The sequence below is a fragment of the Xanthomonas vesicatoria ATCC 35937 genome, assembly GCF_001908725.1.
Taxonomy (GTDB): Bacteria; Pseudomonadota; Gammaproteobacteria; order Xanthomonadales; family Xanthomonadaceae; genus Xanthomonas; species Xanthomonas vesicatoria.
On the sequence record NZ_CP018725.1, the window covers coordinates 1,232,541 to 1,256,376 of the forward strand.

The window sequence follows — 23,836 nt, forward strand, 5'->3', positions numbered from 1 at the left end:
CCGACCTCGCTCCACTCAATTATCTGGAGCAAACGCACGCCTTCACCAGCCCTGCGCTAGGTCGGCAACGCAAGACGCAGAAGGCCCGCGCAAGCGGGCCTTTCTGAATGACACGAGCGCTTGGACGCCGGTCAAAACGGAATATCGTCATCCGCAAAATCGTCCATCGGCGGTGCCGACTGCTGCTGGGCCGGCTGTTGACGACGCGGGGCATAATCCTGACCGCCACCGCCACCGCCGTAGCCGCCGCCTTGTCCGCCGCCACCCCCGCCCTGCTGCTGGCGCGGGGCCTGCGAGCGCTGCGGGCGATCGCCGCCCATGCCGCCACCGCCACCTTCACCACGGCCGCCGAGCATCTGCATCTCGTTGGCGACGATGTCGGTGCTGTACTTCTCCACGCCGTCCTGACCGGTGTACTTGTCGTAGCGCAGTTCGCCTTCGACATACACCTGCGAACCCTTGCGCAGGTACTCACCGGCGATTTCACCAAGCTTCCCGAAGAAAACCACGCGATGCCACTCGGTGCGCTCCTGGTTGTTGCCTTCGCGATCCTTGCGCATGCTGGTGGTCGCCAGGCTCACGCGGGTGATCGCCATGCCGGCCTGGGTGTACTTGGTGTCGGGATCGTTGCCGAGGTTGCCGACGAGGATGACTTTGTTGATGCCGCGGGCCATAAATGCTTCCGATGGTGCGCCGGCGCCAAAGGGGCGCGGCGGTGAATGTCTTGGGGCCAATGTTACCGCACCTGCCCTGCCCGGGTGCCGCCGCGCAGCCCGCTGCCGGGCCGGGAAATCCCGCGCCGGCAGCTGGGAATGAGCACCGGCCGGCAGCCCCGCACGTCAGGCACCGCAACGGTTTCCGTCCTGTTCGGGCGGCCGCAGCACACGCGGCGGGACGGATCCGGCCCGGGCACCTATAATCGGCGCACATCACGAACGCCTGCGCATGACCATCGCCGAAGACCTCCCCACCGTCCTGGGCCTGCCCCAGATCCAGTCCCTCGCCGCGCCCGACATGGCCGCGGTGGATGCGCTGATCCGCCGCCGCCTGGCGTCGGACGTCGTGCTGATCAACCAGATCGCCGATCACATCATCTCCGCTGGCGGCAAACGCTTGCGCCCGATGCTGGTGATGCTGGCCGGCCACGCCGCTGGCGGCTCCGGCCCGGAGCACCACCAGCTGGCGGCGATCATCGAATTCATCCACACCTCCACCTTGTTGCACGACGACGTGGTGGACGAGTCGGATCTGCGCCGCGGGCGCAGCACGGCCAACGCGTTGTGGGGCAATGCACCCAGTGTGCTGGTGGGCGACTTTCTCTATTCGCGCAGCTTCCAGTTGATGGTCGAGCTGGACCGCATGGAAGTCATGCAGATCCTGGCCGACACCACCAACCGCATCGCCGAAGGCGAGGTGCTGCAGCTGCTGCACGTGCATAACCCCGACACCGACGAAGCCGCCTACCTGCGCGTGATCGAGCGCAAGACCGCGGTGCTCTTCGCCGCCGGCACCCGCCTGGGCGCGCTGGCGTCGGGTGCGGATGCGGATGTGCAGCAGCGCCTGTACGACTATGGCATGCAGCTGGGCTTTGCCTTCCAGATCGCCGACGACGTACTCGATTACGCCGCCGAGGCCGAGGATCTGGGCAAGAACCTGGGCGACGATCTGGCCGAAGGCAAGGCAACGCTGCCGCTCATCCACGCCATGGCGCATTCGGATGAGGCCACGCGGCAGCGCCTGCGTGCCATCGTCGAACAGGGCGATGCAGCCGCGATGCCGGAAGTGCTGGCCGCCATTCATGCCACCGGCGGGTTGGACTACAGCCGCCAGCGTGCGGCCGAATACGCCGCCGCCGCCGAACAGGCGCTGGCAACGCTGCCCGCCAGCCCGGCAGTGGCCGCCCTACGCGGCCTAGCCCGTTACGCGGTCCAACGCACGCATTGATCCGGCGCGTGACGCGTGCCGCACGGGCTTGCGGATTGGGGATTCGTAAAAGCGGCTTGGCTGCTCTTACGAATCCCGGCGCTCAGCGATGTTCAGCGCAAGCTCCTGAGCACAGGCTCACGGAAAATTCGAGCGTCCGGACCACGCTGTTGCGAATCCCGAATCACCAATCCCGGCTACTGAGCAAACCGCTCATCGAAGAAGTCGCCCAGCATGCGATACGCACGCTTGGCCGCGCGCGGGTTGTACAGGCAACCGGGCGGGCTGTTGGCATCGGCTTCGGCGAAGCAATGCACCGCCCCGCTGAAATTGACGAACTGCCAATCGGCGCCTGCAGCATTCATCTCGGTTTCGAACGCGGCGATGTCCGCCTTGCTCACGCTCTTGTCGTCGGCGCCGTTGAGCACCAGCAGCGGGGTTTTTGCCGAGCCGGCAGCGGCTGGGCTGGGTGTGGCGATGCCGCCGTGCAGGCTGACCACACCGGCAAGCTGTGCGCCGGCGCGCACCAGTTCCAGCACCGTGGTCCCGCCGAAACAGAAGCCCACTGCACCAATGCGCGTCGCATCGAGGGGTGCCTTACCGGCCTGCGCCTTGAGCACGTCGACCGCTTGCAGCGCGCGTGCGCGCAACGTCGGCGGGTCCTTCTTCAACGCGCCGGCGAACTGCCCCGCCTCGCTGTCGTTGGCCGGCCGCTTACCCTTGCCGTACACATCGGCCACCAGCACCACGTAATCGTCGCCCGCCAGTTGCTTGGCCTTGGCCACCGCCGAGTCGTTGACGCCGCGCCAGTTAGGCACCATCACCAGGCCAGGGCGTTTGGTGTCGCCGGCATCGTCGTACACCAGCACGCCGCTATAAGTGTCCTTGCCGACCTTCCATTCCAGCGGCTTGGCCTGCATCACGGCCATCGCCGGGAATGCCAACGACGCCAACACACCGACCAGTCCCACACTGCTCCACGACCATTGCTTGTGCATGCGCTTGCTCCCGGGATTTGCACGAGTGTAGGCCCAGGCGGCGTGCAGGACTGGTCGCGGCGCACGGAAGCGGCACGCCAGCGGCGACGCGGCCCGACCGATGTCGGAGATGCGAGCGTCCGACTTGCTCAGCTAGGTTGCCTGCGCGATCACCTGACAGCCAGAGGCCTTACTGCACGCCAAGCCCGGGGATGGCACTGATCGCCGCCGGGTCGAATCCGGCCAATTGGGCGAAGTGCCGGCCGCGTGCAACGTAATCGCTGTAGGCGCCGAAACTCGGCGCGCCCGGCGACAGCAGCACCACACCGCCCTGCGTGCCCAATGCGTCGCGCGCCAGCTGCATGGCATGTTCCAGATCGGTGGCGGCGTGCAAGCCGAAACGGCCAGCTTCGGCCAGCGGTTCCAGCAGCGCATGGATACGCGGGCCGTTGGCGCCCATGGTAACGATTTCCAGCGGCGCCTGCTGCGCCATGTGCGCAGCAAAGTCCTGCCAATCCAGCCCGCGATCATGCCCACCGACCAACAAGGCGACACGCCGCTGCGCAAAGCAGGCAAGTGCAGCCAACGACGCATGCGGCGTGGTGCTGATCGAATCGTTGACGTAACTGATGCCGTCCACGCTGCCAAGCAACTGCAGCCGGTTGGGCAACGGACGAAAGCTCAGCGCCGCTGGCGCCAACGCCGCGGAATCCAGGCCCAGCGCCTCGATCGCGGCCAGCACCGCGCAAAGATTGCGGCGATTGTGCTCGCCAGGCAGCGGCACGTTGGCCGTATCGAAGATGGCCCGCTCGCCGCGATACACCACATCGCCGCGCAGATGCCAGCCATCGGCATGATTGAACCAGCGCACTTCGCTCTCGGGCAGCTGCAACCCGCGCAACAGCGGGTCGGCCGCGTTGAGCAAGGCGATCCGCGGGCGGCCTTCGGTCACCAGCGACAACTTGTCGCGCACATAACGCGCCTCGTCGCCATGCCAGTCAAGATGTTCGGGAAACAGGTTCAAGACCAGTGCCAGTTGCGGGCGGGCGCCACTGCGCCCGACCTCGCCGGTCTGGTAGCTGGACAACTCGATCGCCCAGTACGCAGGCGGCGGTTGCGGTGCCAGCACTTCCAGCAACGGTTGGCCGATGTTGCCGACCAGGGCGGTGCGATGCCCGGCGCTGCGCAACAGGTGCGCCAGCAAAGCAGTAGTGGTGCTCTTGCCCTTGGTGCCGGTCACGCAGATGGCGCCTGGCACGCCACCGTCGGCCTGCGCATGTTCGGCAAACCACAGCGCGGTGCCGCCGATGAACTGCGTGCCGTGCGCGGCAGCGGCAGTCAGCGCTTCGGCGCGATACGGGCTGATGCCCGGTGACTTCACCACAACCTCGAAGCGGCCCAACGCCTGCGCGCTGGCGTCGGTTTCCACCTGCAGCGCCGCGTCGGCCAATGCATCCAGCTCGCGCGCTTCTTCGGTGTTGCAAAAGACGGTCAGCGGTTGCGTGGGTAATGCGCTACGCAGCGCACGATAGGCAGCGCGCCCCTCGCGCCCCCACCCCCATAACGCAACCGCCCTGCCCTCAAGTTGCGAAATTCGCACGCACGCGCTCCCACAGCGCCGAGGGAATCCGGTGCTCGCCATCGATGGCCATCAGCGGCGCGACCTGCAGATCCTGGGTGTCCAGCTGCGGCTGGATCTCGCGGATGAAACGCTTGACCAACGCGTCTTCCTTCCACTCCGCGCGCGTTGCCAGCAGCGCCATCGCCGCACGCGACTCACGGCCTTCGCCCACGCATTCGAACGGCTTGTGGTCCTGAAATTCCAGCAGCGCATCGTAGCCGCCAGCCTGGCTGGCATCGTCGAGCAGATTGCGCCCGAAGATCTTGACCAGACGCGTCTTGGGCATGAACGGCGCCAGCGCCAGGAACACGAAATGGCACTTGGGGCACACGCCGCACCAGCGGTGCACCGGGCGCTCGCCCATGATGTGGAAGTTGCGGTTGCAGCTGGAAAAATGCGCGTCGTAGTGATCGGTCTTGGCAAACTGCCGCGCCACCGCCAGCTCCGACAGCGGCCGCAGCAGCGAGTAATAACGCAGATCAGCCGCCACATGGCGCTGCACGTACTCGCCAAAGGCCTGCTCGAACGCCCAGCCCTTGGACCACTGGTGATTGACCTCGCCGGTGCCGGGAATCTGGCTGCCGTAGCTGGCCGAGCGTTCGTTGGAGAACACCACCTGATCCACGCCGGTCAGCAGCGCGGACAACACCAGGATGGCCGAGTTCACTGCCGTCACCGGAATATGTCCGTTCCACGCACCCTGGCGGTTGAGCTCGAACAACTCCGGTGCCAGCACGCGGCCGATGTTGAGCACCGGCAGGCCAGTGCGCTCGGCACAGGCCCGGATCAGTTGCGAGCCGCCGATCCAGCTGACGGTCTGCGCGATGCCGGCGTGCCGCAACGCTTCGATGCTGACCAGCGAATCCTTGCCGCCGCCGATGGCGACCAATGCATGCTCGCGCAAGCCCAACGCAGGCGCCTGTGCAGCTGCCGGCGCAGCCACCGGAAAGTTGATCTTGCCGTGCAGGTTCAAGCCATTGCGGTAGGCGAATTCGCCCAGGCCGTGCAGATAGACGCTTTCCACCAGCGCGGCGGTGTCGGCATCGATTCCGTAGTCGTCGATGGCAATGGTCGGCGGCACCGCTGCCTTGTAGTAACTCGCACCGGCGATGAGGTGCAGCAACCGCAAGGCCTGTTGCACGGCAACGGCACGCGCGCCGTCCAGCACAAACGGGGCGCCGGGCACGGCAACGGTTTCCACCAGTTCCGGACCCTGGTCGAAGGCATACACCAGCGTCGCCACGCCGGTTTGCGCGTCGAGTGCGCAACGCACGAAGCGGAAGGTGGAGATCTGGTGTTTGTCGAAAGCGCTCATGGACTACCTGCAAGAACCCGTTGCCGACGCAGATAGCGTCGGCACAGGGCATATTCAATCATGGAAAACGGCACCGCGGCCCACAGCAGAGGCAGGCAGCCGATGACGAACAACAGCAACATCACTTGCGAGCCAATCACCCGTGCATCGCCAGTGACTGCTAACGCCACCAGCAGATACAGCAGCAACGCCGGCAGATAGCTGAGCGCGCTCAATACCACCGTACGCAGTGCCATACCCCCGGCATGCTGCGCGGGCGCTCGCGTATCGCGCCGACGCTGCCAAAACGCTGCGCCAAATGCGCCGACGCCCGACGCCGCCAGCGCCGGCAGCACCCACTTCAGGCTATCGGTCCATGGCATGCGCAGGCCAGCCATGTCGATGGCAGTGGAAAACACCATCGCCACGCCACCGGCCAGCGTGCTGAGCACAACGAACTCAGCCAGCGGGCGCATCGATCACCTCTTCGCGCGGCAGCTCCCGCTGGTTGTAGGTACTGGCCATCGAATAGCCGTACGCGCCGGCATCGGCCACCAGCACCACATCGCCTGGAGCGGTGCTGGACGGCAGACGGCGGCGCTTGCCGAACACGTCCGACGACTCGCAGATCGGGCCGACGATATCGAATGCGCCATCGGCAGCCGTATCGAGGCGGCTGAGGTTTTCGATGTCGTGCCAGGCATCGTACAGCGCCGGGCGGATCAAGGTGTTCATGCCCGCATCCAGGCCCACCCGCTGCACGCCATCCTTCTCGATCACCTGGGTGACGCCGGCCAGCAATACGCCGGCCTCGGCCACCAGATAACGGCCCGGCTCGATCGCCAGGCGGTAGCCCGGATGCACGGCCTTGACCTCGGCCAGGCCCTTGGCCCACACCTCCAGATCAAACGGCTCGTCCTCGGCGCTGTACGGAATCGGCAGGCCGCCGCCAATGTCGATGGTTTCCACCGTGCCGATGCGGCGCGCGAAGCCGGCCAGTTCGTCGTACATCATGCGCCAGTGTTCGCCGGTCTCCACACCACTGCCCAGGTGCGCATGCACACCAGTGATGGTGACTTCCAACGTGCGCGCCGCTTCAACGAACTCATCCACGCGCGTGGACGACAGGCCGAACTTGGATGCCTTGCCGCCGGTATTGACCTTCTCGTGATGGCCATCGCCATGCCCCAGGTCGATACGCAGCCAGACGTTGCGGCCACGGAACACCTCCGGCCAGTTGCGCAGTGCCTCGACGTTGTCCACGGTGACCGTCACGCCCAGCGCAAACGCGGCCTCGTATTCGGCCTTGGGCGCAAAGCTCGGGGTGAACAGCACGCGACGCGGCGACAGCTCCGGCAGTGTCTGGAACACACGACGCAATTCGCCATGCGAGACGCATTCCAGCCCGAAACCGGCCTGCTCCAGCGCCATCAGGATCGCCGGATGCGCGTTGGCCTTGATCGCGTAATAGCGTTGATCCACCGCCGCGATCTGCGCCAATGCATGCGCACGCGCGCGCACGGTGGGCAGGTGGTACGCGTAACGCGGCGTGCCGGCCTTGGCCAGCGACAGCAGATGCGCGCGCTCAGCATGCCACCACGGCGTGGGACGCGGACGTACCGAGCCGATGATCTCGCGCCAGCGCGGCCCGAACACCTCGCCTTCGCTCACCGGCATCGCGCCACTGTCGATCAACTCGCCATGCAGGATCGGCAACAAGCCGTCGGCATCGGCTTCGTCGATGACGAAGGTCAGGTTCAAGTCGTTGGACGACTGCGAGATCATGTGCACGCGTTCCTGACCGAACGTGGCCCACACGTCCGACAGTTTGTGCAGCAACGAGCGCATGCCGCGCCCGACCAGGGTGATCGCCGCGCAAGGAACAATGATCTTGACCTTGCAGATCTGCGACAGATCGGCCGACAGCGCCGCCAGCACATCGGTGTTGACCAGGTTCTCGCTCGGGTCCAGCGACACGGTGACGTTGGTTTCGGCCGAGCCGATCAGGTCCACCGACAACCCGTGCTTCTTGAACAAGGTAAACACGTCGGCCAGAAAGCCCACCTGTTGCCACATGCCGATGCCTTCCATCGACACCAGCACGATTCCGTTGCGACGGCTGATCGCCTTGACGCCCAGCACCGGCTCGGCATTGCCGTCGATGCTGGTGCCGCGCAGATCCGGGCGCTCGGTATCCAGGATCGCCATCGGCACGCCGGAATCGCGGCATGGCTTGATCGAGCGTGGATGCAGCACCTTGGCGCCGGTAGTGGCGATTTCCTGCGCTTCGTAATAGTCCAGGCGGGTCAGCAAGCGCGCGTCCGGCACCTCCTTTGGATTTGCGCTGAACATGCCGGGCACGTCGGTCCAGATTTCCACCCGGCTGGCGCCGAGCAGCGCACCGAAATACGCCGCCGAAGTATCCGAGCCGCCGCGGCCCAGGATGGCCGTACCACCATCGGCGTGCCGCGAAATGAAACCCTGGGTGATCAGCAAGCGCGTGGGCTGCGCATCGAAGCGCGTGCGCCAGTCCGCGTCGGACTGCCACTGGCACGACACCGACAAACGCTTGGACCACTCGCTCTGATTGGGCTGCGGCGGCAACGCCGACAGCCACTGCCGCGCGTCCAGCCAGCCCATATCCAGGCCACTGGCATGCAGATAGGCCGCACCGATGGTGGACGACAGCAATTCGCCCTGCCCCAGCACCTCGGCCTGCCAATCGAGAGTGCGCGTGGCAGCGCGCGCATCGGCAACCAGCGCGTGCAACGCGGCCAGCCGCTCGCCGATGACCGCATCGGCATCGAGCTCGAGCTCGGCCAGAAACTCGCGATGGCGTTGCTCCAACGCTGCCACGCGCTGTGCGCTATCGGCAGCGCCATCGGCGATAGCGGTGAGTTCGTTGGTTACGCCCGAAAGCGCAGACACCACTACCAGCACGCGGCCGCCGGTTTCGTTCGCCCGTTTGCTCGCCAGTTTTCCAATCGTGTCCCAGCGATGACGACGCGACACCGAGGTGCCGCCGAACTTGAGGACGATCCAACGATCGGTAGAGTGGGGAGCTGACATGGAGTAGGCGTTTATGATGGGGGAAGAAGCCGGGATGCCGGGCGGAACCTCCGATTCTACTGCCAATGACGCGCATCTGACCCCGCGTGCGGTCGCACTCCGCAGCGCCGCTCCTCATCGCGGCAACGGTTTGCGCTGCAACCATCCGCACGATTCCTAGCACCGAGATCGCACCACGCATGAGCAAGCACCGCTACCTGCAACTGGATGTTTTCGCCAGCCGCACCGGCTCCGGCAACCCGCTGGGCGTGGTGTTCGACGCAGGCGCGTTGTCGGCCGAGCAGATGCAGCAGATCGCCGCATGGCTGAACCTGTCGGAGACCATCTTTTTTGTGCCGGTCAGCGCGCCGGATGCCGACTATCACATCCGCATCTTCACCCCGCGTGCGGAGCTGCCATTTGCCGGCCACCCCAGTGTCGGCGCGGCGTGGGTCGCGGCAACCCATGGACTGACCGGCTACAAGGCCGAGGGCCGGCTACACCAGCAATGCGCGGCCGGCGTATTGCCGGTGGACGTGTTCGACCGCCACGGCGCATTGCAGGTGCGGCTGCGAGCGCCACGTGCACGCGTCATCGCAACTGGCGACACCCATGCGGCGGCATTGCAGGGAGCCTGCGCCGGATTGCGCGTGGCAGCGCACCCGGCGGCACTCTGGAACAACGGCCCGAACTGGTGGCTGCTGGAACTCGCCGATGCCGCAGCGGTGCGCCAGGCAACGCCGGATCTTGCTGCGATTACCCGCCTGACCCAGGCCAGCGCCGCTACCGGGCTGGCGGTCTACGCCCCTGTGCAGGACGGCGACGCAGATCTGGTGGTGCGCGCGTTCTGCCCTGGCGACGGCGTTCCAGAGGACCCGGTGACCGGTAGCGCCAATGCCTGCATCGCCGCGCGCCTGCACGAAGAAAACCGCCTGCCGGGCGCGGCATCGCGTTATGTCGCCAGCCAGGGCCGCGAGGTCGGCCGCGATGGCCGCATCCATGTGGAAGTGGATGACGCAGGCGAGGTGTGGATTGGCGGAACGACGCTGCAGGTGATCGACGGCCGCATCGATTGGTAAGCTGCCGCGCCCTGTTCGCGGATCCGCCACCATGACCACCCGCCGTTTCCTGCAACTGGATGTGTTCTCCGCCCACCCCGGCAGCGGCAATCCGCTGGCGGTGGTGTTGGATGCGCAGGGGCTGGACGATGAGGCGATGCAGGCGATCGCCCGCTGGACCAAGTTGCCGGAAACAACCTTTGTCTTTCCTGCAGCCGATGCCCACAGCAGCTACCGGTTGCGGATGTTTTCGCCGCAAAAAGAGGTCCCCTTCGCCGGCCACCCGAGCGTGGGCACAGCGCATGCGGTGCTCGACGCCGGCCTGGCCGCGCCAGACGACGGCCTGCTGGTGCAGGACGGCATTGCCGGGCAATTGCCGCTGCGCGTGGAGCAGATCGATGGGCACCGCAGCATCGCCATCCGCACGCCGCGCGCGCGCGTTGCCGAACAGGTGGAAGCCGACGACCTGCGCCTGCGCGATGCGCTGCACGGCTGGTCGCTCGGCACGCTGCCGCCCGCGTTGATGGATGGCGGCCGCACGTGGTGGGTGGTGGAATTGGCCAGCGAAGCGGCATTGCGCAGTCTGCAGCCGAGCTGGGATGCGATCGCCGCGCTGGCCGAATCCACCGGCAGCATGGGCGTCTTCGCCTACGCGCGTGCCGCCACCGGCGGCAGCTACGATCTGGCAGTGCGTGCGTTTGTCGGCAATGGCCGGCGTTTCGAAGATGCGGCATCCGGCGCCGCCAATGCCGTGCTTGCGGCCTGGCTGGACAGCCGCCACGCACTGCCGGGCAAGGACCGGCGTTACGTGGTCAGCCAGGGCCGCGAGATCGGCTTCGACGCCTTGTTGGAGCTGCGCATCGACAGCAACGGTGACGTATGGTCGGGCGGCCAGGTGCAGACCGTGATTCGCGGGACCTTGGACTGGGGCTAAGCGCTGTGTGCTGCAGCGTCACTGTCTCCGCCAAGCCTCATCCGGGTGGTCTTAAGGGCAAACCCAGCTAAATTCTGCTGCGCCGGAAGCTCGGTCGAGCACCATCCAACGCACGGCGCATGCGCTTGGCAGTTGAATCCAGAAATGTTGGCAATCTTTCGCATGTGACGTGCCAGCAGCACTCCCCGCATGACGCTCGCTCACTGCATGGGTGCTCACACGAAAAAACGCTGCGGTCTCCCGCAGCGTTTTTTTTTCCAAACAGCCCAGATATGGTCAATCAGTCAGGGCGTACGTCCACGCGCACACGGATCCGGTCTCCCGGGTTGTAATCGCTGCGCGTGTGATAGGTGCGCCCCGCATATTCGTACGTTACGTCGTAGCCATCCACACGCTCGCGCGTGGTGCGGTATGACACAGGTTCGCAAACGCTGACGTTGCCCTGGTAGGTGCGGTGGTTGGCCTCGTAGATCGAGCGGCCAGCCGCCACGCCAGCCATGGTGCCGACGGCGGTGCCGACCAGACGGCCGTTACCACCACCAACCTGACTACCGAGCACCGCACCGGCGATACCGCCGATGACGCTGGCAACACCGCGGTTGGACGCATTGGGTGAGCCATAACTGCCACCATCGCGGTAGTAGCCATCATTGCTGGTGTAGTAGCCGTCTGACGGACGGTTGTAGCAGCGTTCGCTACTGCCGCGTTCGTTGTAGGAATCGGACACGATGATCGGGTCCACGCGCACCACGCGTGCGTATTCGTAACGACCGTCCTCGTAGCTACCACGCGCATTGTCGCGGTAGCCGCTGTCATAGCGCTGCGCCGTTGCATTGCCCGCCACGGCCAGACCCATCACCAGAGCACCAAGCACAAGAGTTTTCATTGCGGCAGCTTCACAGGGAGGACACGCAGCCGATGCGTGTGCTTGTTGCGGTGAAACCGCCCTGAACCGAACAGGCGATAAAAAGGCCTATTCAGGTTTCCGCCAGCTGCGTGCGCCGGCATGCTCCGCCGACGCTCGCGGTCTGGACGCCGATCAGTTGGAGAATTCGCTTTCCAGGCTGATTGGCACAGCGCTCAGTGCCTTGGAAACCGGGCAATTCTTCTTGGCGGTGTCGGCCAGCTCGCGGAACTTGGCTTCATCGATACCCGGCACCACAGCCTTGAGCTTCAGACGGATTTGCGACAGCTGCGGGCCGCCTTCCATCGACAGGTCGACATCTGCACGGGTATCCAGCGAGGTCGGTGGAAAACCGGCTTCGGTCAGCTGCGCCGATAGCGCCATGGTGAAACACCCCGCGTGCGCGGCAGCGATGAGTTCTTCCGGATTGGTGCCCTTCTCGTCGCCGAAGCGGCTGCTGAAGGCATAGCGGGTGTTGTCCATCAAGCCGCTTTGCGGCGTGCTGAGCTGACCCTTGCCGGTCTTGAGGTCGCCTTCCCAGTGAGCGGTGGCGTGACGCGAAATACCCATTGCGATCTCCTGCGATTGAAAGGGACCGTCACCTTAGGCGAGCGGGTGTTAGGGCTTGGTGCTTGTTGCCGGGACGTTCGCAGATGGACGACGCCACGGTGGGGATTCGGGATTCGGGATTCGGGATTCGAAAGAGCGTGCGCTCACCGTATGCATTTAGTCACGCAGCAACTGCAGGTTGACGGCGACTCGGGAGCAGTGACGAGCAGCGGTAGCGACATGCATCGCGACGGAGGCGCTGCCTCGGTGCGGTGGAGTCCGATTCGGAGTACTGGCTGCGCGCAGCTGGTGGCTGGGTAGCGATGCTGACAGGCGCCTATGCTCAGACCCGGCATTGCGCACTGATACGTGCCTGCGTTTGGCAGAAAGACGGGCGCTGCGACGGCTGTCGCTGCGCCCGGTATTCGGCGGATCTTCCGCACGCACTGCGTTCGCGCGGTGCGTGCACGCGCAATGCGGGCAATCAGCCCAGCAGGGTTTCCAGCACGGCCATGCGTACGGCGACGCCGTTGGCGACCTGACGCAGCACGCACGATTGCGCGCCATCGGCAACCTCGTCAGTGATTTCCACGCCGCGGTTGATCGGGCCAGGATGCAGGACCGCAGCATCGCGACCGGCGCGCGCCAGACGCTCGCGGGTCAGCCCGTAGTCGCTGTGATATTGCTCCAACGACGGCACGAGGCCTTCTTCCATGCGCTCGCGTTGCAGGCGCAGCATCATCAGGGCATCGGCACCTTCGAGCATGGCGTCGAAATCCTGGCCGACCACGCAGCCGTCCAGCATGTCGTCATCGGGCAAGAGGCTGGCCGGGCCGCAGACGCGGATCTCGCCAGCGCCCAGCGTGCGCAGCGCATGCAGGTCCGAGCGCGCCACGCGCGAGTGCTTCACGTCGCCAACGATCACGACCTTGAGCTTGGAAAAATCAGTGCCCTTGGCCTGGCGCAGGGTCAGCATGTCGAGCAAGCCCTGAGTGGGATGCGCGCTGCGACCGTCGCCGGCATTGATCAACGCGGTGCCCTCGCCTGCGGCCGCAGCCAGCGCTTCCACCGCGCCGTCATCCGGGTGGCGCACGACAAACCCACGCACACCCATCGCTTCGAGATTCTTCAAGGTGTCACGCGCAGTTTCGCCCTTGCGCGTGGAGGAAGTGGACGCGTCGAAATTAAGCACGTCCGCGCCCAGTCGCTGCGCGGCCAGATGGAACGAGCTGCGCGTGCGCGTGGAGGGTTCAAAGAACAGCGTGCACACCGCAGTGCCCGCCAGCACGCTACGCTTGCCGACGCGGCCGACCGCGGCATCGCGGATCTGGCCGGCACGGTCGAGCAGTTGCAGCAGCGTGGCGCGCGGCAGTCCTTCCAGGGTGAGGAGGTGACGCAGGCGTCCGTCCGAATCGAGTTGCATGGTGGTCATCGCAGGTCGGGAATCAAGGGAGAAGAGTGGCTTGGTCGGGCGCGGCCAACCAGCGTTCGACGATCACCGCTGCCGCCATGGCGTCCAGCGCGTCGGCGTCGCGGCGGCGCTTGCTTCCATCGGCGCGTTCGCGCGCGAACCGCTGTGCGGCTTCGACCGAACTGGAGCGCTCGTCGATCAGCACGACCGGCAGCGCATAGCGCGCGCGCAGTTCGCGGGCGAACGCATGCGCACGTTTGCGTGCGGGTTGGTCCTTGTCGTCCAGGGTGAGCGGGTCGCCGACCACCAGGCCGTTGGGTCGCCATTCCTTGTGCACCCGATCCAGCGCGACCCAGTCCGGGCCGTTGGCATGCACATTGATGACGGCGACTGCACGCGCACCGGCGCCCAGTGCGGTACCGACCGCCACGCCGATCCGGCGCGACCCCACATCGAAGCCCAGCACCGTTCCATCGGGGCGGATTGCCGCCTCAGGCATGCCCGGAATAGTCCGTGAGCCGGAACAGGTCCACACCGATACGCCCGGCCGCGGCCTGCCAGCGATCTTCCAGCGCAGTGGCGAACAGCACGCTAACGTCCGACGGCGCGGTCAGCCAGCTGTTCTCGCCCAGTTCGAATTCCAGTTGGCCTGCACCCCAGCCCGCACAGCCCAGCGCCACCAGCGCATGGGGTGGGCCTTCGCCGGCCGCCATGGCTTCGAGGATGTCGCGCGAAGTGGTCAGGAATACGCCCTGCCCCACTTCCAGGCTGGAATCCCATTCGCGCGCATCGTCGTGGATGACGAAACCGCGCTCCGGGTGCACCGGCCCCCCGCTGAGCACGATCTGCTCGCGCAGCTGCTCATCGTCGGTATCGATCCCCATCTGCGACAGCACTTCGCCCAGCGTGTACTCGGACGGCCGGTTGACCAGCACGCCCATCGCGCCATTTTCGTCGTGCTGGCAGATCAGCGCCACGCTACGCGAAAAGGTGGGATCGGACAGCGCCGGGAGCGCGATCAGCAGTTGGTTGGCCAGAGGCGTGGGCAAAACAGACATGGCCGCATTCTAGCCGTTCGTTCCGTCGCGCGCAGAGCCGCTGCCATACTTGGCACTTGCGACGAACATGGACCGTGAATGCAAACGACCTCGCCCCACACTCCGAGCCCCGCAGAGACGCCCCTGCCGCGGCAGACCCGCGCGTTCATCGTGCTGGTGGCACTTTTGCAGGGCGCGCTGCTGTATGCCGCCGAATGGGGCAGCACCCACGCGAGCGGGCCGCTGGCAGCACTGGGGCCGCGGGTGTGCTGGTACACGCTGGTGCTCGCCGTGCCCAGCATGCTGCTGCTGAGCGTGCAGCACCTGCATGACCGCCGCCTGTGGCAGCACGTTGCTGTGGTCAGTGCCGTTTTCGCCACATTGGCTGGCTGGGCGGCCTGGAGCGCTACAGGTGCACCCGGCCTGGAAAGCCACAAACTACTGACTCCGTTCGGGCTGAGCATGGCGGCCGGGCTGTTTGTCGCGTTGCCGTGGCTGCAACATCGCCAGCAGCACGGTCGTTGGCGTGCGGCATACACCGCACTCTTTGAACATGCATGGCAAAACGCGCTGACCCTGGCGCTTGCCCTAGTGTTTGTGGGCGTGTGCTGGGCGGTATTGTCGCTGTGGGCCGAGTTATTTGCGCTGGTGAAGATCACCTTCTTCCGCAGCCTGTTCCACGAAGACCCCTTCATCTATCTGGCCACTGGCACCATGGCCGGCCTTGGCATCCTGATCGGGCGCACCCAGCATCGCGCGGTGCAGGTGATGCGGCAGATCCTGTTTGCGATCTGCACCGGCCTGTTGCCGCTGCTGGCCTGCATCGCGCTGCTGTTTGCGCTCACCTTGCCCCTGACCGGCCTGCAGGCGTTGTGGCAGACGCGCTCGGCCGCGGCCATCCTGTTATGCATGGTGTTCGCGCTGGTGCTGTTCGCCAATGCGGTCTATCAGGACGGCCGCGCACAGCCACCCTACCCGCGCTGGCTGCGTCGCGTGGTCGAGGCCGGTTTGCTGACCCTGCCGCTGTATGCCGGCTTGGCCGCGTACGCGGTGGCCCTGCGCGTGGCCCAATACGGCTGGACCGGGGAGCGTTTCTGGGGAGCTACGCTGACCCTCGCGGCAGTAGCCTATGCGTTAGGCTACGCAGCTGCGGTGCTGCGTCCGCAACCCGGACGCTGGCTGGGCCATCTGGCCAGCAGCAATATCGCGTTGTCGTGGTTGGTGATCGCATTGGCAGTGTTAGTCAATACGCCATTGCTGGACCCGTACCGCATCGTGGTCGATAGCCAGACAAAGCAGCTGCTTGCGCGCACAGGCACAGTGAATCCGGATGCCGAGCGGGAGGACCTGGAATTCCTGCGCTTCGACAACGGCCGGCGCGGCTACCAGGCACTGCAAGCGCTGCGCACCACACCGGCCTTTGCCAACGATGCCAAGCGCAGCAAACGACTCGATCAGGTGCTGGCACGGCAGCAGCGCTGGGAGCTGGAAGCCGCGCCAGAGAACTTGCGCCGCACGCGCATCAGTGACCCAGATGCACTGCGCGCGCATCTGGCCATTGCGACCGGCAGCCAGGCTCCAGACCCGGACTGGTGGCAGGCGCTGGCACAGGGCAAACTCGACGCTGACGTCTGCCTGCAGCCCGATCGCGAATGCATTGTCAGCAGCCAGGACATCGATGGCGATGGCCAGAACGACGCGCTGCTGTGCGATATTTCGGATCGCTTTGGCATTCGCTGTTTTCTGTACACGCGTGATGCACAAGGGTGGTATGAAGTGGACACGCTAGATAGCCTCCCCGAACGCAAGCAGGATCAGGAAGCGCTGCGCGAGGCGGTGCGTCAGGGCCGTCTGACCACCCACCAGCGACGCTGGCCGGATTTGCAGTTTCCCGGTGCAGAGCGGATGCGCATTGCGCCGTCGGCGAATGCACGCACACGGGAGCAGAAGCCATGAGCGGCTACTGCAGCATCGCACCCGGCCACCCGGTGCACGGGCATTACCACGACCACGAGTATGGATTCCCGCAGCGCGAAGAAGGCGAACTTTTCGAGCGCCTGGTGCTGGAAATCAATCAGGCAGGCCTGAGCTGGGAAACCATCCTGCGCAAACGCAGCAATTTCCAGCAGGCCTACGATGGGTTCGACGTCGATACCGTCGCGGCCTATGGCGAGCCTGACGTTGCGCGCTTGATGAGCGACGCGGGCATCATCCGCAATCGGCTGAAAATCCTGGCCGCCATCCACAATGCGCAGGTCATCCAGACCTTGCGTCGTTCGCATGGCAGTTTTGCGCAATGGCTGGATGCCCAGCATCCGCTCGAAAAGCCGGCCTGGGTCAAATTGTTCAAGAAGACCTTCCGCTTCACCGGCGGCGAAATCACCGGCGAATTCCTGATGAGCCTGGGTTACCTGCCAGGTGCACATCACGCACAATGCCCGGTGTTCAAACGCATCGCCACACTCAAACCAGCCTGGATGCAGGCAGCATGAGCACACCGATGTTCATGCCTGGAGGCACGCACGCTTTCGGTGTGGCGCCATCGCTTGCCTCGGCGCGCAGGCGTCACGGCTATCTGCTCGTACTGGCCGCCCAGGCTGGGCTGATATTGCAGTCACAGGCGTCCGCGCCATCCGCGGGGACGGTGTCGCAGGTGCTCGACCAATTGCGGCGCGAAATTGCCGCCAAGCCTGCCACCAATCCCGTCCCGATCGAGACCGTGCTGCAGCGCCATGCCGACACCACCGGGTTGAGCTTCGATATGTCAAGGCTGGACGACACCGACGATACCGAAGCAACCCCGGCCGTGCCGCCGCCAGGGGTCACGGAGGCAGAGTGGTCGGCACTACAGGCTTACCGCGCCACCAGCGCGAGTGCAGAGAACGACATCGCCGAAAACGGCTACCACCATTACATGTTGGTCGACCTGGACGACGATGGTCAGCGCGATCTGATAGACGATGCGTATGTCGGCGGCACCGGGCTGTTCAACACCATTTCCGTGCTGCACTTCGACCGTACCCAAGGCTTTCTCCCGCTAGCGGCCAATGCGGTCGACGCCGACAGCACACCGGGCAGCTTCAGCATCAATGGTCGCGGCGGCGATCAGGCCTTGTACTGGCTGCGCATCGATGGCAAAAGCTACGCGGCCTACCGCGATGGCGATTATTTCCAGGACACGGTGACCGTATCGCGTCCATTGCCCTCGCCCGGCGAGCCTGTGGACACGCAGGTGCTGCAGGTACGCTATCGCTACCAGCACACGCTTGCGCCACCATCGCACGACGCGGCCAGCGCAACACCCGAAGAACAACAGGCATCGCATTGGCTGGCGCAACACCCTCAACTGCAGGCAGCCATGGACCGTCAGCTGCAGCAGCTTGCATTTGCGCCGGATGGAACCCAGCGCGCACCGGACCCGGCCGCACGCTGCCCCGTGCAGACCAGTGGCGATCCCGACGAGGCCGATCAATGGCCCTGGCACGGTGCAGGCCACTACAGCTTCGATTATGTCGCCGACCTTCGTGTACGCCACGGCCAAGCCTGCTATAGCGCCAGCATCGTGTTCTTTCGCAGCAGCTTTCTGACCGCTCCGGACGGATGTTGCGCGCTGTGGCTGTTCGATGCTCCCGGCAATCAGGTCACCACCCTGCCGCTGCGCTCAAGACGCGAACGATCCGGCGTGGCGTTGGTGGCTGCGGTTGCGCGTCCGGAATAGCCGCCGTGCATTGCCGCAGCTGGCAGCAACCTCAGCCAGCGCGGACCCTAGGCTTGCCGTGCAGCCGTCTCGAAACGCAGCGCCTGCGTCCGCTCTCCGCAGCCTGATCAAGGTTCGATCCAGCACCACTGCTGATTGCATCCTGGTAGTCGACGTCGCCTTGGCGCAGCTTGCACGAGGCTTGAACACCGAAGCCGGCATGGTCGCGCCATGGCTATTCGCATCGGCATTTCCGGCTGGCGCTATGCGCGCTGGCGCGGCACGTTCTATCCCACCGGCCTGGCGCAACGGCGCGAGCTCGAATACGCGGCGCGCTGTTTTCCCAGTGTAGAAATCAACGGCTCGTTCTATTCGCTACAGCGCCCGGAAAGTTTTCAGAACTGGCATGACGCAACACCGGATGACTTCGTCTTTTCGGTCAAGGGGCCGCGCTTCATCACCCACATGAAGCGCCTGCGTGATTGCGAACAGGCCCTGGCGAATTTCTTCGCGTCCGGCGTCTTGCGACTGGGGCCCAAACTGGGCCCCATCCTGTGGCAGCTGCCACCCACGCTGCGCTTTGATGCCGAGTTGCTGGATGCGTTCTTGGGAAGCCTGCCAGGCGATAGCGAAGCTGCATTGGCCCTGGCACGCAAGCGCGACACAGCGCTGCTCCATGGGCGCAGCGCACTTGCGATCGACAAAGCGCGGACGATCCGGCATGCGCTGGAAGTGCGCCACGCAAGTTTCATGGACCCGGCCTGCCTGCGTCTGCTACGCCGCCACAAGGTGGCCGTCGTGGTCGCCGATACCGCGGGCAAGTTCCCTTACCTGGAAGATGTCAGCGCCGATTTCGTCTATCTGCGCTTGCATGGGGATGCGCAGCTTTACGCAAGCGGCTATAGCGACACCGCGCTGGATCGCTGGGCCGCCCGCATCGATGCCTGGGCACACGGCGGCGAACCGGACGATGCGGCCCGCGTCGGTGCACGCGCGGTGAAACGTGCCAAACGCGATGTTTACTGCTATTTCGACAACGACATGAAAGTCCATGCGCCCTTCGACGCACGCGGGCTGATGCAACGCTTGAACTTGCCCACCGATTGCCCTGCGCGCGACGACGTTACCTGACAGGGTCACACGCCCATATAACGATGCGGGCGGTGGTTGAACATCAGGACCAGGCTCAGCATCAGCGCACCCAATGCCGAATACAGCACCTTGTCCGGCGTCAGCACGAAGAAGGCGACCAGCATCAGCATCGCATCGAAGCTCATCTGCACCTTGCCTGCACTCCAACCGCGTTCGCGTTGCAGATACACCGCCAGGATACCGATGCCGCCCAGGCTGCCGCGGTGGCGGATAAAGAACAGGATGCCCAGCCCGGCCAGCGCACCGCCGACGATGGCCGCAAACGCGGTGCTCATGTGCGCGTAATCGGCCCAGCGCGGCAGCAGGTCGGTCAATGCACCGCAGGCACCGACCGCGGCGAAGGTCTTCAGGGTGAACTCCCAGCCCATGCGGCGCACGCTCAGCCAGTAGAACGGCAGATTGACCAGCACGAACACCACGCCAAAATTCCAGTGCAACGCGTAGTGCAGCAGGAAGGCGACGCCGGCCATGCCGCCAATCATCAGCCCGCCCTTGGCGAAGATCGCCAAGCCCAGGGAGGCCACCAGCGTGGCCAGCACCATGCCCTGCACGTCCTCGGCCACCGAATGGTGATACGCGTGGTCGTCAGCCGTGGTCCCTGCCGAATCCGGCGGTGGCGTCAGCCGCCCGGAGGTCACCACGGTGCCGTCGTCGGGCAACGGTTCTTGCTCCGGACGGAGGTCGGAATCGGGAAGGCTCACGGGTCTGGGCACTGCAGTGGGGTGCGATATTAGACACTATCGGCCGCCCTGGTTACATCTGAAACAGCGGCGATGTCTCCGTACGAAACGCGCGCCGTGACCCATCCAGAGCAACCGCGGCCACCAAAGGCGCCAATACCAGGCGCCGTATCGATCACCGTTGCAAACGACCGCACCGGCGCCGGCCGTAAACCGCGCGGACATTGCGGCAGTGGACCGCGTTACCGAACCTCGGCGATCTCCACGCCATCCAGCCCCTGCGACAAGGTCTTGGCATCGCCGCCTTGCGAAAGCTTGATGCGTAGGCGCACCTCGTTCTGCGAGTCGGCGTAGCGCAGCGCGTCTTCGTAACTGATTTCGCCGGCCTGATACAACTCGAACAAGCTCTGATCGAAGGTGCGCATGCCCAGGTTGGTGGACTCCTTCATGATCTCCTTGAGCTTGTGGATCTCGCCGTCGCGGATGTAGTCCTGCACCAGCGGCGTGCCCAGCATGATTTCCATCGCCACGCGGCGGCCGCGGCCATCGGGGGTCGGGATCAGCTGCTGCGCCACCACGCCCTTGAGGTTCAGCGACAGGTCCATCAGCAGCTGGTTGCGGCGATCTTCCGGAAAGAAGTTGATGATGCGGTCCATCGCCTGGTTGGCGTTGTTGGCATGCAGCGTGCACAGCACCAGGTGGCCGGTTTCAGCGAAGGCGATCGCGTGATCCATGCCTTCGCGGGTGCGCACCTCGCCGATCATGATCACGTCCGGCGCCTGGCGCAGGGTGTTCTTCAGCGCGTTCTCCCAACTGTCGGTATCGATGCCGACCTCGCGCTGGGTGATGATGCAGCCTTCGTGCTTGTGCACGAATTCGATCGGGTCTTCGATGGTGATGATGTGCCCGGTGGAATTCTGGTTGCGATAGCCGATCATCGCCGCCAGCGAGGTGGACTTACCGGTGCCGGTGGCGCCGACGAAGATGATGATGCCGCGCTTGGTCATCGCCAGGGTCTTGATCACCGGCGGCAGGCTCAGCTCTTCCACGGTGGGAATGCGCGTCTCGATCCGGCGCAGCACCATGCCGACCTGGTTGCGCTGGTAGAAACAGCTGACACGGAAACGCCCGACCCCGGACACGCCGATGGCAAAATTGCACTCGTGGGTCTTTTCGAACTCCTCGCGCTGCGAGGGCGTCATCACGTTCAACACCAGGTCGCGGCTCTGCTGCGCGGTCAACGGCGTCTGCGTGATCGGGCTGATCTTGCCATGCACCTTGATCGCCGGCGGCATGCCGGAGGTGATGAAAAGGTCCGACGCCTTCTGGTGCGCCATCAGCTTGAGGAAGGAAGTGAAGTCGATGGTGCTCATGGCGTGCTCCCTCGGAGCCGGGAATGGAGAATCGAGAATCGGGAATTGGAAAGCCAGCAGCCGGGAGCCGGGACCGGTCAGGGAAGCGTGCTGTTGCGATTCCCCATTTCCGATTCCCTATTCCCGAATCACTCGAATATCCGCTTGTCCTTGGCGTACTCGCGAGCCTGGTTGCGCGTGATCAGGCTGCGCTTGACCAAGTCCTGCAGATGCTGATCCAGCGTCTGCATGCCGTATTGCTGGCCGGTCTGGATCGACGAATACATCTGCGCCACCTTGTCCTCGCGAATCAGGTTACGGATCGCAGGGGTGCCGACCATGATTTCCCAGGCTGCGGTACGCCCGCCGCCCACCTTCTTGAGCAATGCCTGCGAAATCACCGCGCGCAGGGATTCGGACAGCATCGAGCGCACCATCGGCTTTTCGCCGGCCGGGAACACGTCGATGATGCGGTCGATGGTCTTGGCCGCCGAGCTGGTGTGAAGGGTGCCGAACACCAGGTGACCGGTTTCCGCGGCGGTGAGCGCCAGGCGAATGGTTTCCAGATCGCGCAACTCGCCGACCAGGATGATGTCCGGGTCTTCGCGCAAGGCCGAGCGCAGCGCTTCGTTGAAGCCGTGCGTATCGCGGTGCACTTCGCGCTGGTTGATCAGGCACTTTTGCGAGGTGTGCACGAATTCGATCGGATCCTCGACGGTGAGGATATGGCCGTATTCGTTCTTGTTGATGTAATCGATCATGCCGGCCAGCGTGGTCGACTTGCCAGAGCCGGTCGGGCCGGTCACCAGGATCAGGCCCTGCGGCTGGTCGATCAGCTGGCGGAAGATCGGCGGACAGCCCAGGTCTTCCAGCGTCAGCACTTCGGAGGGAATGGTGCGGAACACCGCACCGGCACCGCGGTTCTGATTGAACGCATTGACGCGAAAGCGCGCCAGCGAGGGAATCTCGAACGAGAAGTCGACTTCGAGGAATTCTTCGTAATCGCGCCGTTGCTTGTCCGACATGATGTCGTACACCAGCGCGTGCACCTGTTTATGGTCCAACGCCGGAATATTGATGCGACGGACATCGCCATCGACACGGATCATCGGCGGCAGCCCTGCAGACAGGTGCAGGTCCGATGCCTTGTTCTTGACAGAAAACGCCAATAGTTCAGCGATATCCATGCGCTGCTTTTCCCCTAGGCTGCGATTGGAAGGTACTCCCCGGCCGGCAGTATAGCGTTCTGGCTGCTGGCGGGAAGCGGCTTGCCGCCGGTTCAGGTCGGCAGTGCCACGTGGGGCTGAAGGCGTTGTTTTCCCGCGTGGCCGGGCACGGCGCTTGCCTGTATCGGCTCCGGCCAGGCTGGAGTGCGCACGCAGCGACCGCACCCTGCGCCTCATCGCGGCGCCGCTGTCGGTGGGCATTGCCGCCGTCAGCGCGGTCACGGCGCGCTGGAAGGAAGCCACCGGCGGCGGCACACTAGCGCTCCCGTTCTTTCTGGATCGCCACGTGCCGGCTTCGTCGCTGCAGCAGATTCTCGATGCCATCCATGCCGCAGCAGCCGAGCATGCGCGTAGCGACGTCCGGTTGCTGGCGGTCTCCAAGACCAAACCGGCCGATGCCGTCGCCGCATTGGCTGCACAAGGGCAGCGTGCCTTCGGCGAAAACTACGTGCAGGAAGCGCACACCAAGATCGCCGCGCTGCGCGAACTGGGGCTGGAATGGCACCTGATCGGCCACCTGCAATCCAACAAGGCCGATATCGCCAGCCAGTACTTCGACTGGGTGCAAACGGTGGACCGCGCCAAGTTGATCCCGCTGCTGGCGCGATACCGCCCCGACGACCGCGCGCCATTGAACGTGCTGATCCAAGTCAACATCGATGATGAGGACAGCAAGTACGGATGCGCGCCCGACGCCATCGACCGCTTGGCCGATGCCATCGCACTGCAACCGCGGCTGCAGTTGCGCGGCCTGATGGCGATTCCGGCACCCTTCCCGGACCAGGCACGCCGCGTTTCGGCGTTCGCGCGCATGCAAGACCTGTTCGCACAGTTGCAGCAGCGCCACCGCCAGGTGGACACCTTGTCGATGGGCATGAGCGCGGACTTTGCCGAAGCGATCGCGGCTGGCGCCACCATGGTGCGTGTGGGCACAGCCCTGTTCGGTGCGCGCGCGCCCGCCGCGTCCGCCTGA

The 23,836-nt window shown here is 65.0% G+C and carries 22 protein-coding genes; 8 read left to right on the forward strand and 14 right to left on the reverse strand.

The window, feature by feature from the left end:
* Window positions 1-131 precede the first annotated feature (131 nt).
* Window positions 132-674 (reverse strand): single-stranded DNA-binding protein, encoded by a 543-nt coding sequence (locus BJD12_RS05400; RefSeq protein ID WP_005998344.1) that lies wholly within the window; start codon window positions 672-674, stop codon window positions 132-134.
* Between the two features lie 271 nt (window positions 675-945).
* Here BJD12_RS05400 and BJD12_RS05405 point away from each other — a divergent pair, with 271 nt between their 5' ends.
* Window positions 946-1,944 carry a polyprenyl synthetase family protein gene (locus BJD12_RS05405; RefSeq protein ID WP_005997851.1) on the forward strand — a complete coding sequence of 333 codons (999 nt, stop codon included), beginning with the start codon at window positions 946-948 and terminating at the stop codon, window positions 1,942-1,944.
* A 176-nt stretch (window positions 1,945-2,120) separates the two neighbouring features.
* On the opposite strand, the gene BJD12_RS05410 is transcribed toward BJD12_RS05405, so the two are convergent.
* The 5 genes from BJD12_RS05410 to BJD12_RS05430 form a co-directional block, all read right to left on the reverse strand.
* Window positions 2,121-2,921, reverse strand: coding sequence for a dienelactone hydrolase family protein (locus tag BJD12_RS05410; RefSeq protein WP_005997849.1), 801 nt, complete (start codon window positions 2,919-2,921; stop codon window positions 2,121-2,123).
* Between the two features lie 169 nt (window positions 2,922-3,090).
* Window positions 3,091-4,500 (reverse strand): UDP-N-acetylmuramoyl-L-alanine--D-glutamate ligase, encoded by a 1,410-nt coding sequence (murD, locus tag BJD12_RS05415; RefSeq protein WP_039420017.1) that lies wholly within the window; start codon window positions 4,498-4,500, stop codon window positions 3,091-3,093.
* Window positions 4,481-5,836, reverse strand: a complete 1,356-nt coding sequence (gene murL, locus BJD12_RS05420) for a UDP-N-acetyl-alpha-D-muramoyl-L-alanyl-L-glutamate epimerase (protein WP_005992491.1) — start codon at window positions 5,834-5,836, stop codon at window positions 4,481-4,483. Before murL ends, murD begins: the two co-directional genes overlap by 20 nt.
* Window positions 5,833-6,291 carry a hypothetical protein gene (locus tag BJD12_RS05425; protein ID WP_005992493.1) on the reverse strand — a complete coding sequence of 153 codons (459 nt, stop codon included), beginning with the start codon at window positions 6,289-6,291 and terminating at the stop codon, window positions 5,833-5,835. The genes murL and BJD12_RS05425 overlap by 4 nt, the downstream gene beginning before the upstream one ends.
* Window positions 6,275-8,884: a bifunctional aspartate kinase/diaminopimelate decarboxylase gene (locus tag BJD12_RS05430; protein WP_005992495.1), complete on the reverse strand. Its 2,610-nt coding sequence runs from the start codon at window positions 8,882-8,884 to the stop codon at window positions 6,275-6,277. Before BJD12_RS05430 ends, BJD12_RS05425 begins: the two co-directional genes overlap by 17 nt.
* Window positions 8,885-9,063: 179 nt before the next feature.
* Between BJD12_RS05430 and BJD12_RS05435 the strand changes: the two genes are divergently transcribed.
* Together BJD12_RS05435 and BJD12_RS05440 are read left to right on the forward strand one after the other, a co-directional pair.
* On the forward strand, window positions 9,064-9,942 hold the full coding sequence (locus tag BJD12_RS05435; protein WP_005992497.1) for a PhzF family phenazine biosynthesis protein: 879 nt from the start codon (window positions 9,064-9,066) through the stop codon (window positions 9,940-9,942).
* Window positions 9,943-9,973: 31 nt separating this feature from the next.
* Window positions 9,974-10,855, forward strand: a complete 882-nt coding sequence (locus tag BJD12_RS05440; RefSeq protein WP_005992498.1) for a PhzF family phenazine biosynthesis protein — start codon at window positions 9,974-9,976, stop codon at window positions 10,853-10,855.
* Between the two features lie 280 nt (window positions 10,856-11,135).
* On the opposite strand, the gene BJD12_RS05445 is transcribed toward BJD12_RS05440, so the two are convergent.
* The 5 genes from BJD12_RS05445 to BJD12_RS05465 form a co-directional block, all read right to left on the reverse strand.
* Complete coding sequence (locus BJD12_RS05445; RefSeq protein ID WP_005992500.1) at window positions 11,136-11,741, reverse strand: glycine zipper 2TM domain-containing protein; 606 nt, start codon at window positions 11,739-11,741, stop codon at window positions 11,136-11,138.
* Between the two features lie 153 nt (window positions 11,742-11,894).
* Window positions 11,895-12,329, reverse strand: a complete 435-nt coding sequence (locus BJD12_RS05450) for an OsmC family protein (RefSeq protein ID WP_005992502.1) — start codon at window positions 12,327-12,329, stop codon at window positions 11,895-11,897.
* 463 nt (window positions 12,330-12,792) lie between these two features.
* Window positions 12,793-13,740, reverse strand: a complete 948-nt coding sequence (locus BJD12_RS05455; protein ID WP_005992504.1) for an aspartate carbamoyltransferase catalytic subunit — start codon at window positions 13,738-13,740, stop codon at window positions 12,793-12,795.
* 13 nt (window positions 13,741-13,753) lie between these two features.
* The gene (gene ruvX, locus BJD12_RS05460) at window positions 13,754-14,218 is read right to left on the reverse strand and encodes a Holliday junction resolvase RuvX (protein WP_005992506.1); all 465 of its coding nucleotides are present in this window, start codon (window positions 14,216-14,218) and stop codon (window positions 13,754-13,756) included.
* Window positions 14,211-14,777, reverse strand: coding sequence for a YqgE/AlgH family protein (locus BJD12_RS05465; RefSeq protein ID WP_005992507.1), 567 nt, complete (start codon window positions 14,775-14,777; stop codon window positions 14,211-14,213). Before BJD12_RS05465 ends, ruvX begins: the two co-directional genes overlap by 8 nt.
* 78 nt (window positions 14,778-14,855) lie before the next feature.
* Between BJD12_RS05465 and BJD12_RS05470 the strand changes: the two genes are divergently transcribed.
* From BJD12_RS05470 to BJD12_RS05485, 4 genes are all read left to right on the forward strand, one after another.
* Window positions 14,856-16,712: a DUF4153 domain-containing protein gene (locus BJD12_RS05470; RefSeq protein WP_074059329.1), complete on the forward strand. Its 1,857-nt coding sequence runs from the start codon at window positions 14,856-14,858 to the stop codon at window positions 16,710-16,712.
* Complete coding sequence (locus BJD12_RS05475; protein ID WP_058564120.1) at window positions 16,709-17,248, forward strand: DNA-3-methyladenine glycosylase I; 540 nt, start codon at window positions 16,709-16,711, stop codon at window positions 17,246-17,248. Before BJD12_RS05470 ends, BJD12_RS05475 begins: the two co-directional genes overlap by 4 nt.
* Complete coding sequence (locus tag BJD12_RS05480) at window positions 17,245-18,474, forward strand: hypothetical protein (protein WP_005990434.1); 1,230 nt, start codon at window positions 17,245-17,247, stop codon at window positions 18,472-18,474. The genes BJD12_RS05475 and BJD12_RS05480 overlap by 4 nt, the downstream gene beginning before the upstream one ends.
* Before the next feature lie 210 nt (window positions 18,475-18,684).
* On the forward strand, window positions 18,685-19,584 hold the full coding sequence (locus BJD12_RS05485; protein WP_005990433.1) for a DUF72 domain-containing protein: 900 nt from the start codon (window positions 18,685-18,687) through the stop codon (window positions 19,582-19,584).
* Between the two features lie 5 nt (window positions 19,585-19,589).
* Here the strand turns inward: BJD12_RS05485 and BJD12_RS05490 are convergent, their stop codons facing one another.
* The 3 genes from BJD12_RS05490 to BJD12_RS05500 form a co-directional block, all read right to left on the reverse strand.
* Window positions 19,590-20,264: a YitT family protein gene (locus BJD12_RS05490; RefSeq protein WP_042827786.1), complete on the reverse strand. Its 675-nt coding sequence runs from the start codon at window positions 20,262-20,264 to the stop codon at window positions 19,590-19,592.
* Between the two features lie 263 nt (window positions 20,265-20,527).
* Window positions 20,528-21,658: a PilT/PilU family type 4a pilus ATPase gene (locus BJD12_RS05495; RefSeq protein WP_005990431.1), complete on the reverse strand. Its 1,131-nt coding sequence runs from the start codon at window positions 21,656-21,658 to the stop codon at window positions 20,528-20,530.
* Window positions 21,659-21,786: 128 nt separating this feature from the next.
* Window positions 21,787-22,824, reverse strand: coding sequence for a type IV pilus twitching motility protein PilT (locus tag BJD12_RS05500; RefSeq protein ID WP_003489919.1), 1,038 nt, complete (start codon window positions 22,822-22,824; stop codon window positions 21,787-21,789).
* A gap of 325 nt (window positions 22,825-23,149) precedes the next feature.
* Between BJD12_RS05500 and BJD12_RS05505 the strand changes: the two genes are divergently transcribed.
* Window positions 23,150-23,836 carry a YggS family pyridoxal phosphate-dependent enzyme gene (locus BJD12_RS05505; RefSeq protein ID WP_039420053.1) on the forward strand — a complete coding sequence of 229 codons (687 nt, stop codon included), beginning with the start codon at window positions 23,150-23,152 and terminating at the stop codon, window positions 23,834-23,836.

Coding starts and splice junctions, on each gene's coding strand:
- BJD12_RS05400 (WP_005998344.1), bottom strand. CDS start 674: ATGGCCCGCGGCATCAACAAAGTCATCCTCGTCGGCAACCTCGGCAAC.
- BJD12_RS05405 (WP_005997851.1), top strand. CDS start 946: ATGACCATCGCCGAAGACCTCCCCACCGTCCTGGGCCTGCCCCAGATC.
- BJD12_RS05410 (WP_005997849.1), bottom strand. CDS start 2,921: ATGCACAAGCAATGGTCGTGGAGCAGTGTGGGACTGGTCGGTGTGTTG.
- murL (WP_005992491.1), bottom strand. CDS start 5,836: ATGAGCGCTTTCGACAAACACCAGATCTCCACCTTCCGCTTCGTGCGT.
- BJD12_RS05425 (WP_005992493.1), bottom strand. CDS start 6,291: ATGCGCCCGCTGGCTGAGTTCGTTGTGCTCAGCACGCTGGCCGGTGGC.
- BJD12_RS05430 (WP_005992495.1), bottom strand. CDS start 8,884: ATGTCAGCTCCCCACTCTACCGATCGTTGGATCGTCCTCAAGTTCGGC.
- BJD12_RS05435 (WP_005992497.1), top strand. CDS start 9,064: ATGAGCAAGCACCGCTACCTGCAACTGGATGTTTTCGCCAGCCGCACC.
- BJD12_RS05440 (WP_005992498.1), top strand. CDS start 9,974: ATGACCACCCGCCGTTTCCTGCAACTGGATGTGTTCTCCGCCCACCCC.
- BJD12_RS05445 (WP_005992500.1), bottom strand. CDS start 11,741: ATGAAAACTCTTGTGCTTGGTGCTCTGGTGATGGGTCTGGCCGTGGCG.
- BJD12_RS05450 (WP_005992502.1), bottom strand. CDS start 12,329: ATGGGTATTTCGCGTCACGCCACCGCTCACTGGGAAGGCGACCTCAAG.
- BJD12_RS05455 (WP_005992504.1), bottom strand. CDS start 13,740: ATGACCACCATGCAACTCGATTCGGACGGACGCCTGCGTCACCTCCTC.
- ruvX (WP_005992506.1), bottom strand. CDS start 14,218: ATGCCTGAGGCGGCAATCCGCCCCGATGGAACGGTGCTGGGCTTCGAT.
- BJD12_RS05465 (WP_005992507.1), bottom strand. CDS start 14,777: ATGTCTGTTTTGCCCACGCCTCTGGCCAACCAACTGCTGATCGCGCTC.
- BJD12_RS05470 (WP_074059329.1), top strand. CDS start 14,856: ATGCAAACGACCTCGCCCCACACTCCGAGCCCCGCAGAGACGCCCCTG.
- BJD12_RS05475 (WP_058564120.1), top strand. CDS start 16,709: ATGAGCGGCTACTGCAGCATCGCACCCGGCCACCCGGTGCACGGGCAT.
- BJD12_RS05480 (WP_005990434.1), top strand. CDS start 17,245: ATGAGCACACCGATGTTCATGCCTGGAGGCACGCACGCTTTCGGTGTG.
- BJD12_RS05485 (WP_005990433.1), top strand. CDS start 18,685: ATGGCTATTCGCATCGGCATTTCCGGCTGGCGCTATGCGCGCTGGCGC.
- BJD12_RS05495 (WP_005990431.1), bottom strand. CDS start 21,658: ATGAGCACCATCGACTTCACTTCCTTCCTCAAGCTGATGGCGCACCAG.
- BJD12_RS05500 (WP_003489919.1), bottom strand. CDS start 22,824: ATGGATATCGCTGAACTATTGGCGTTTTCTGTCAAGAACAAGGCATCG.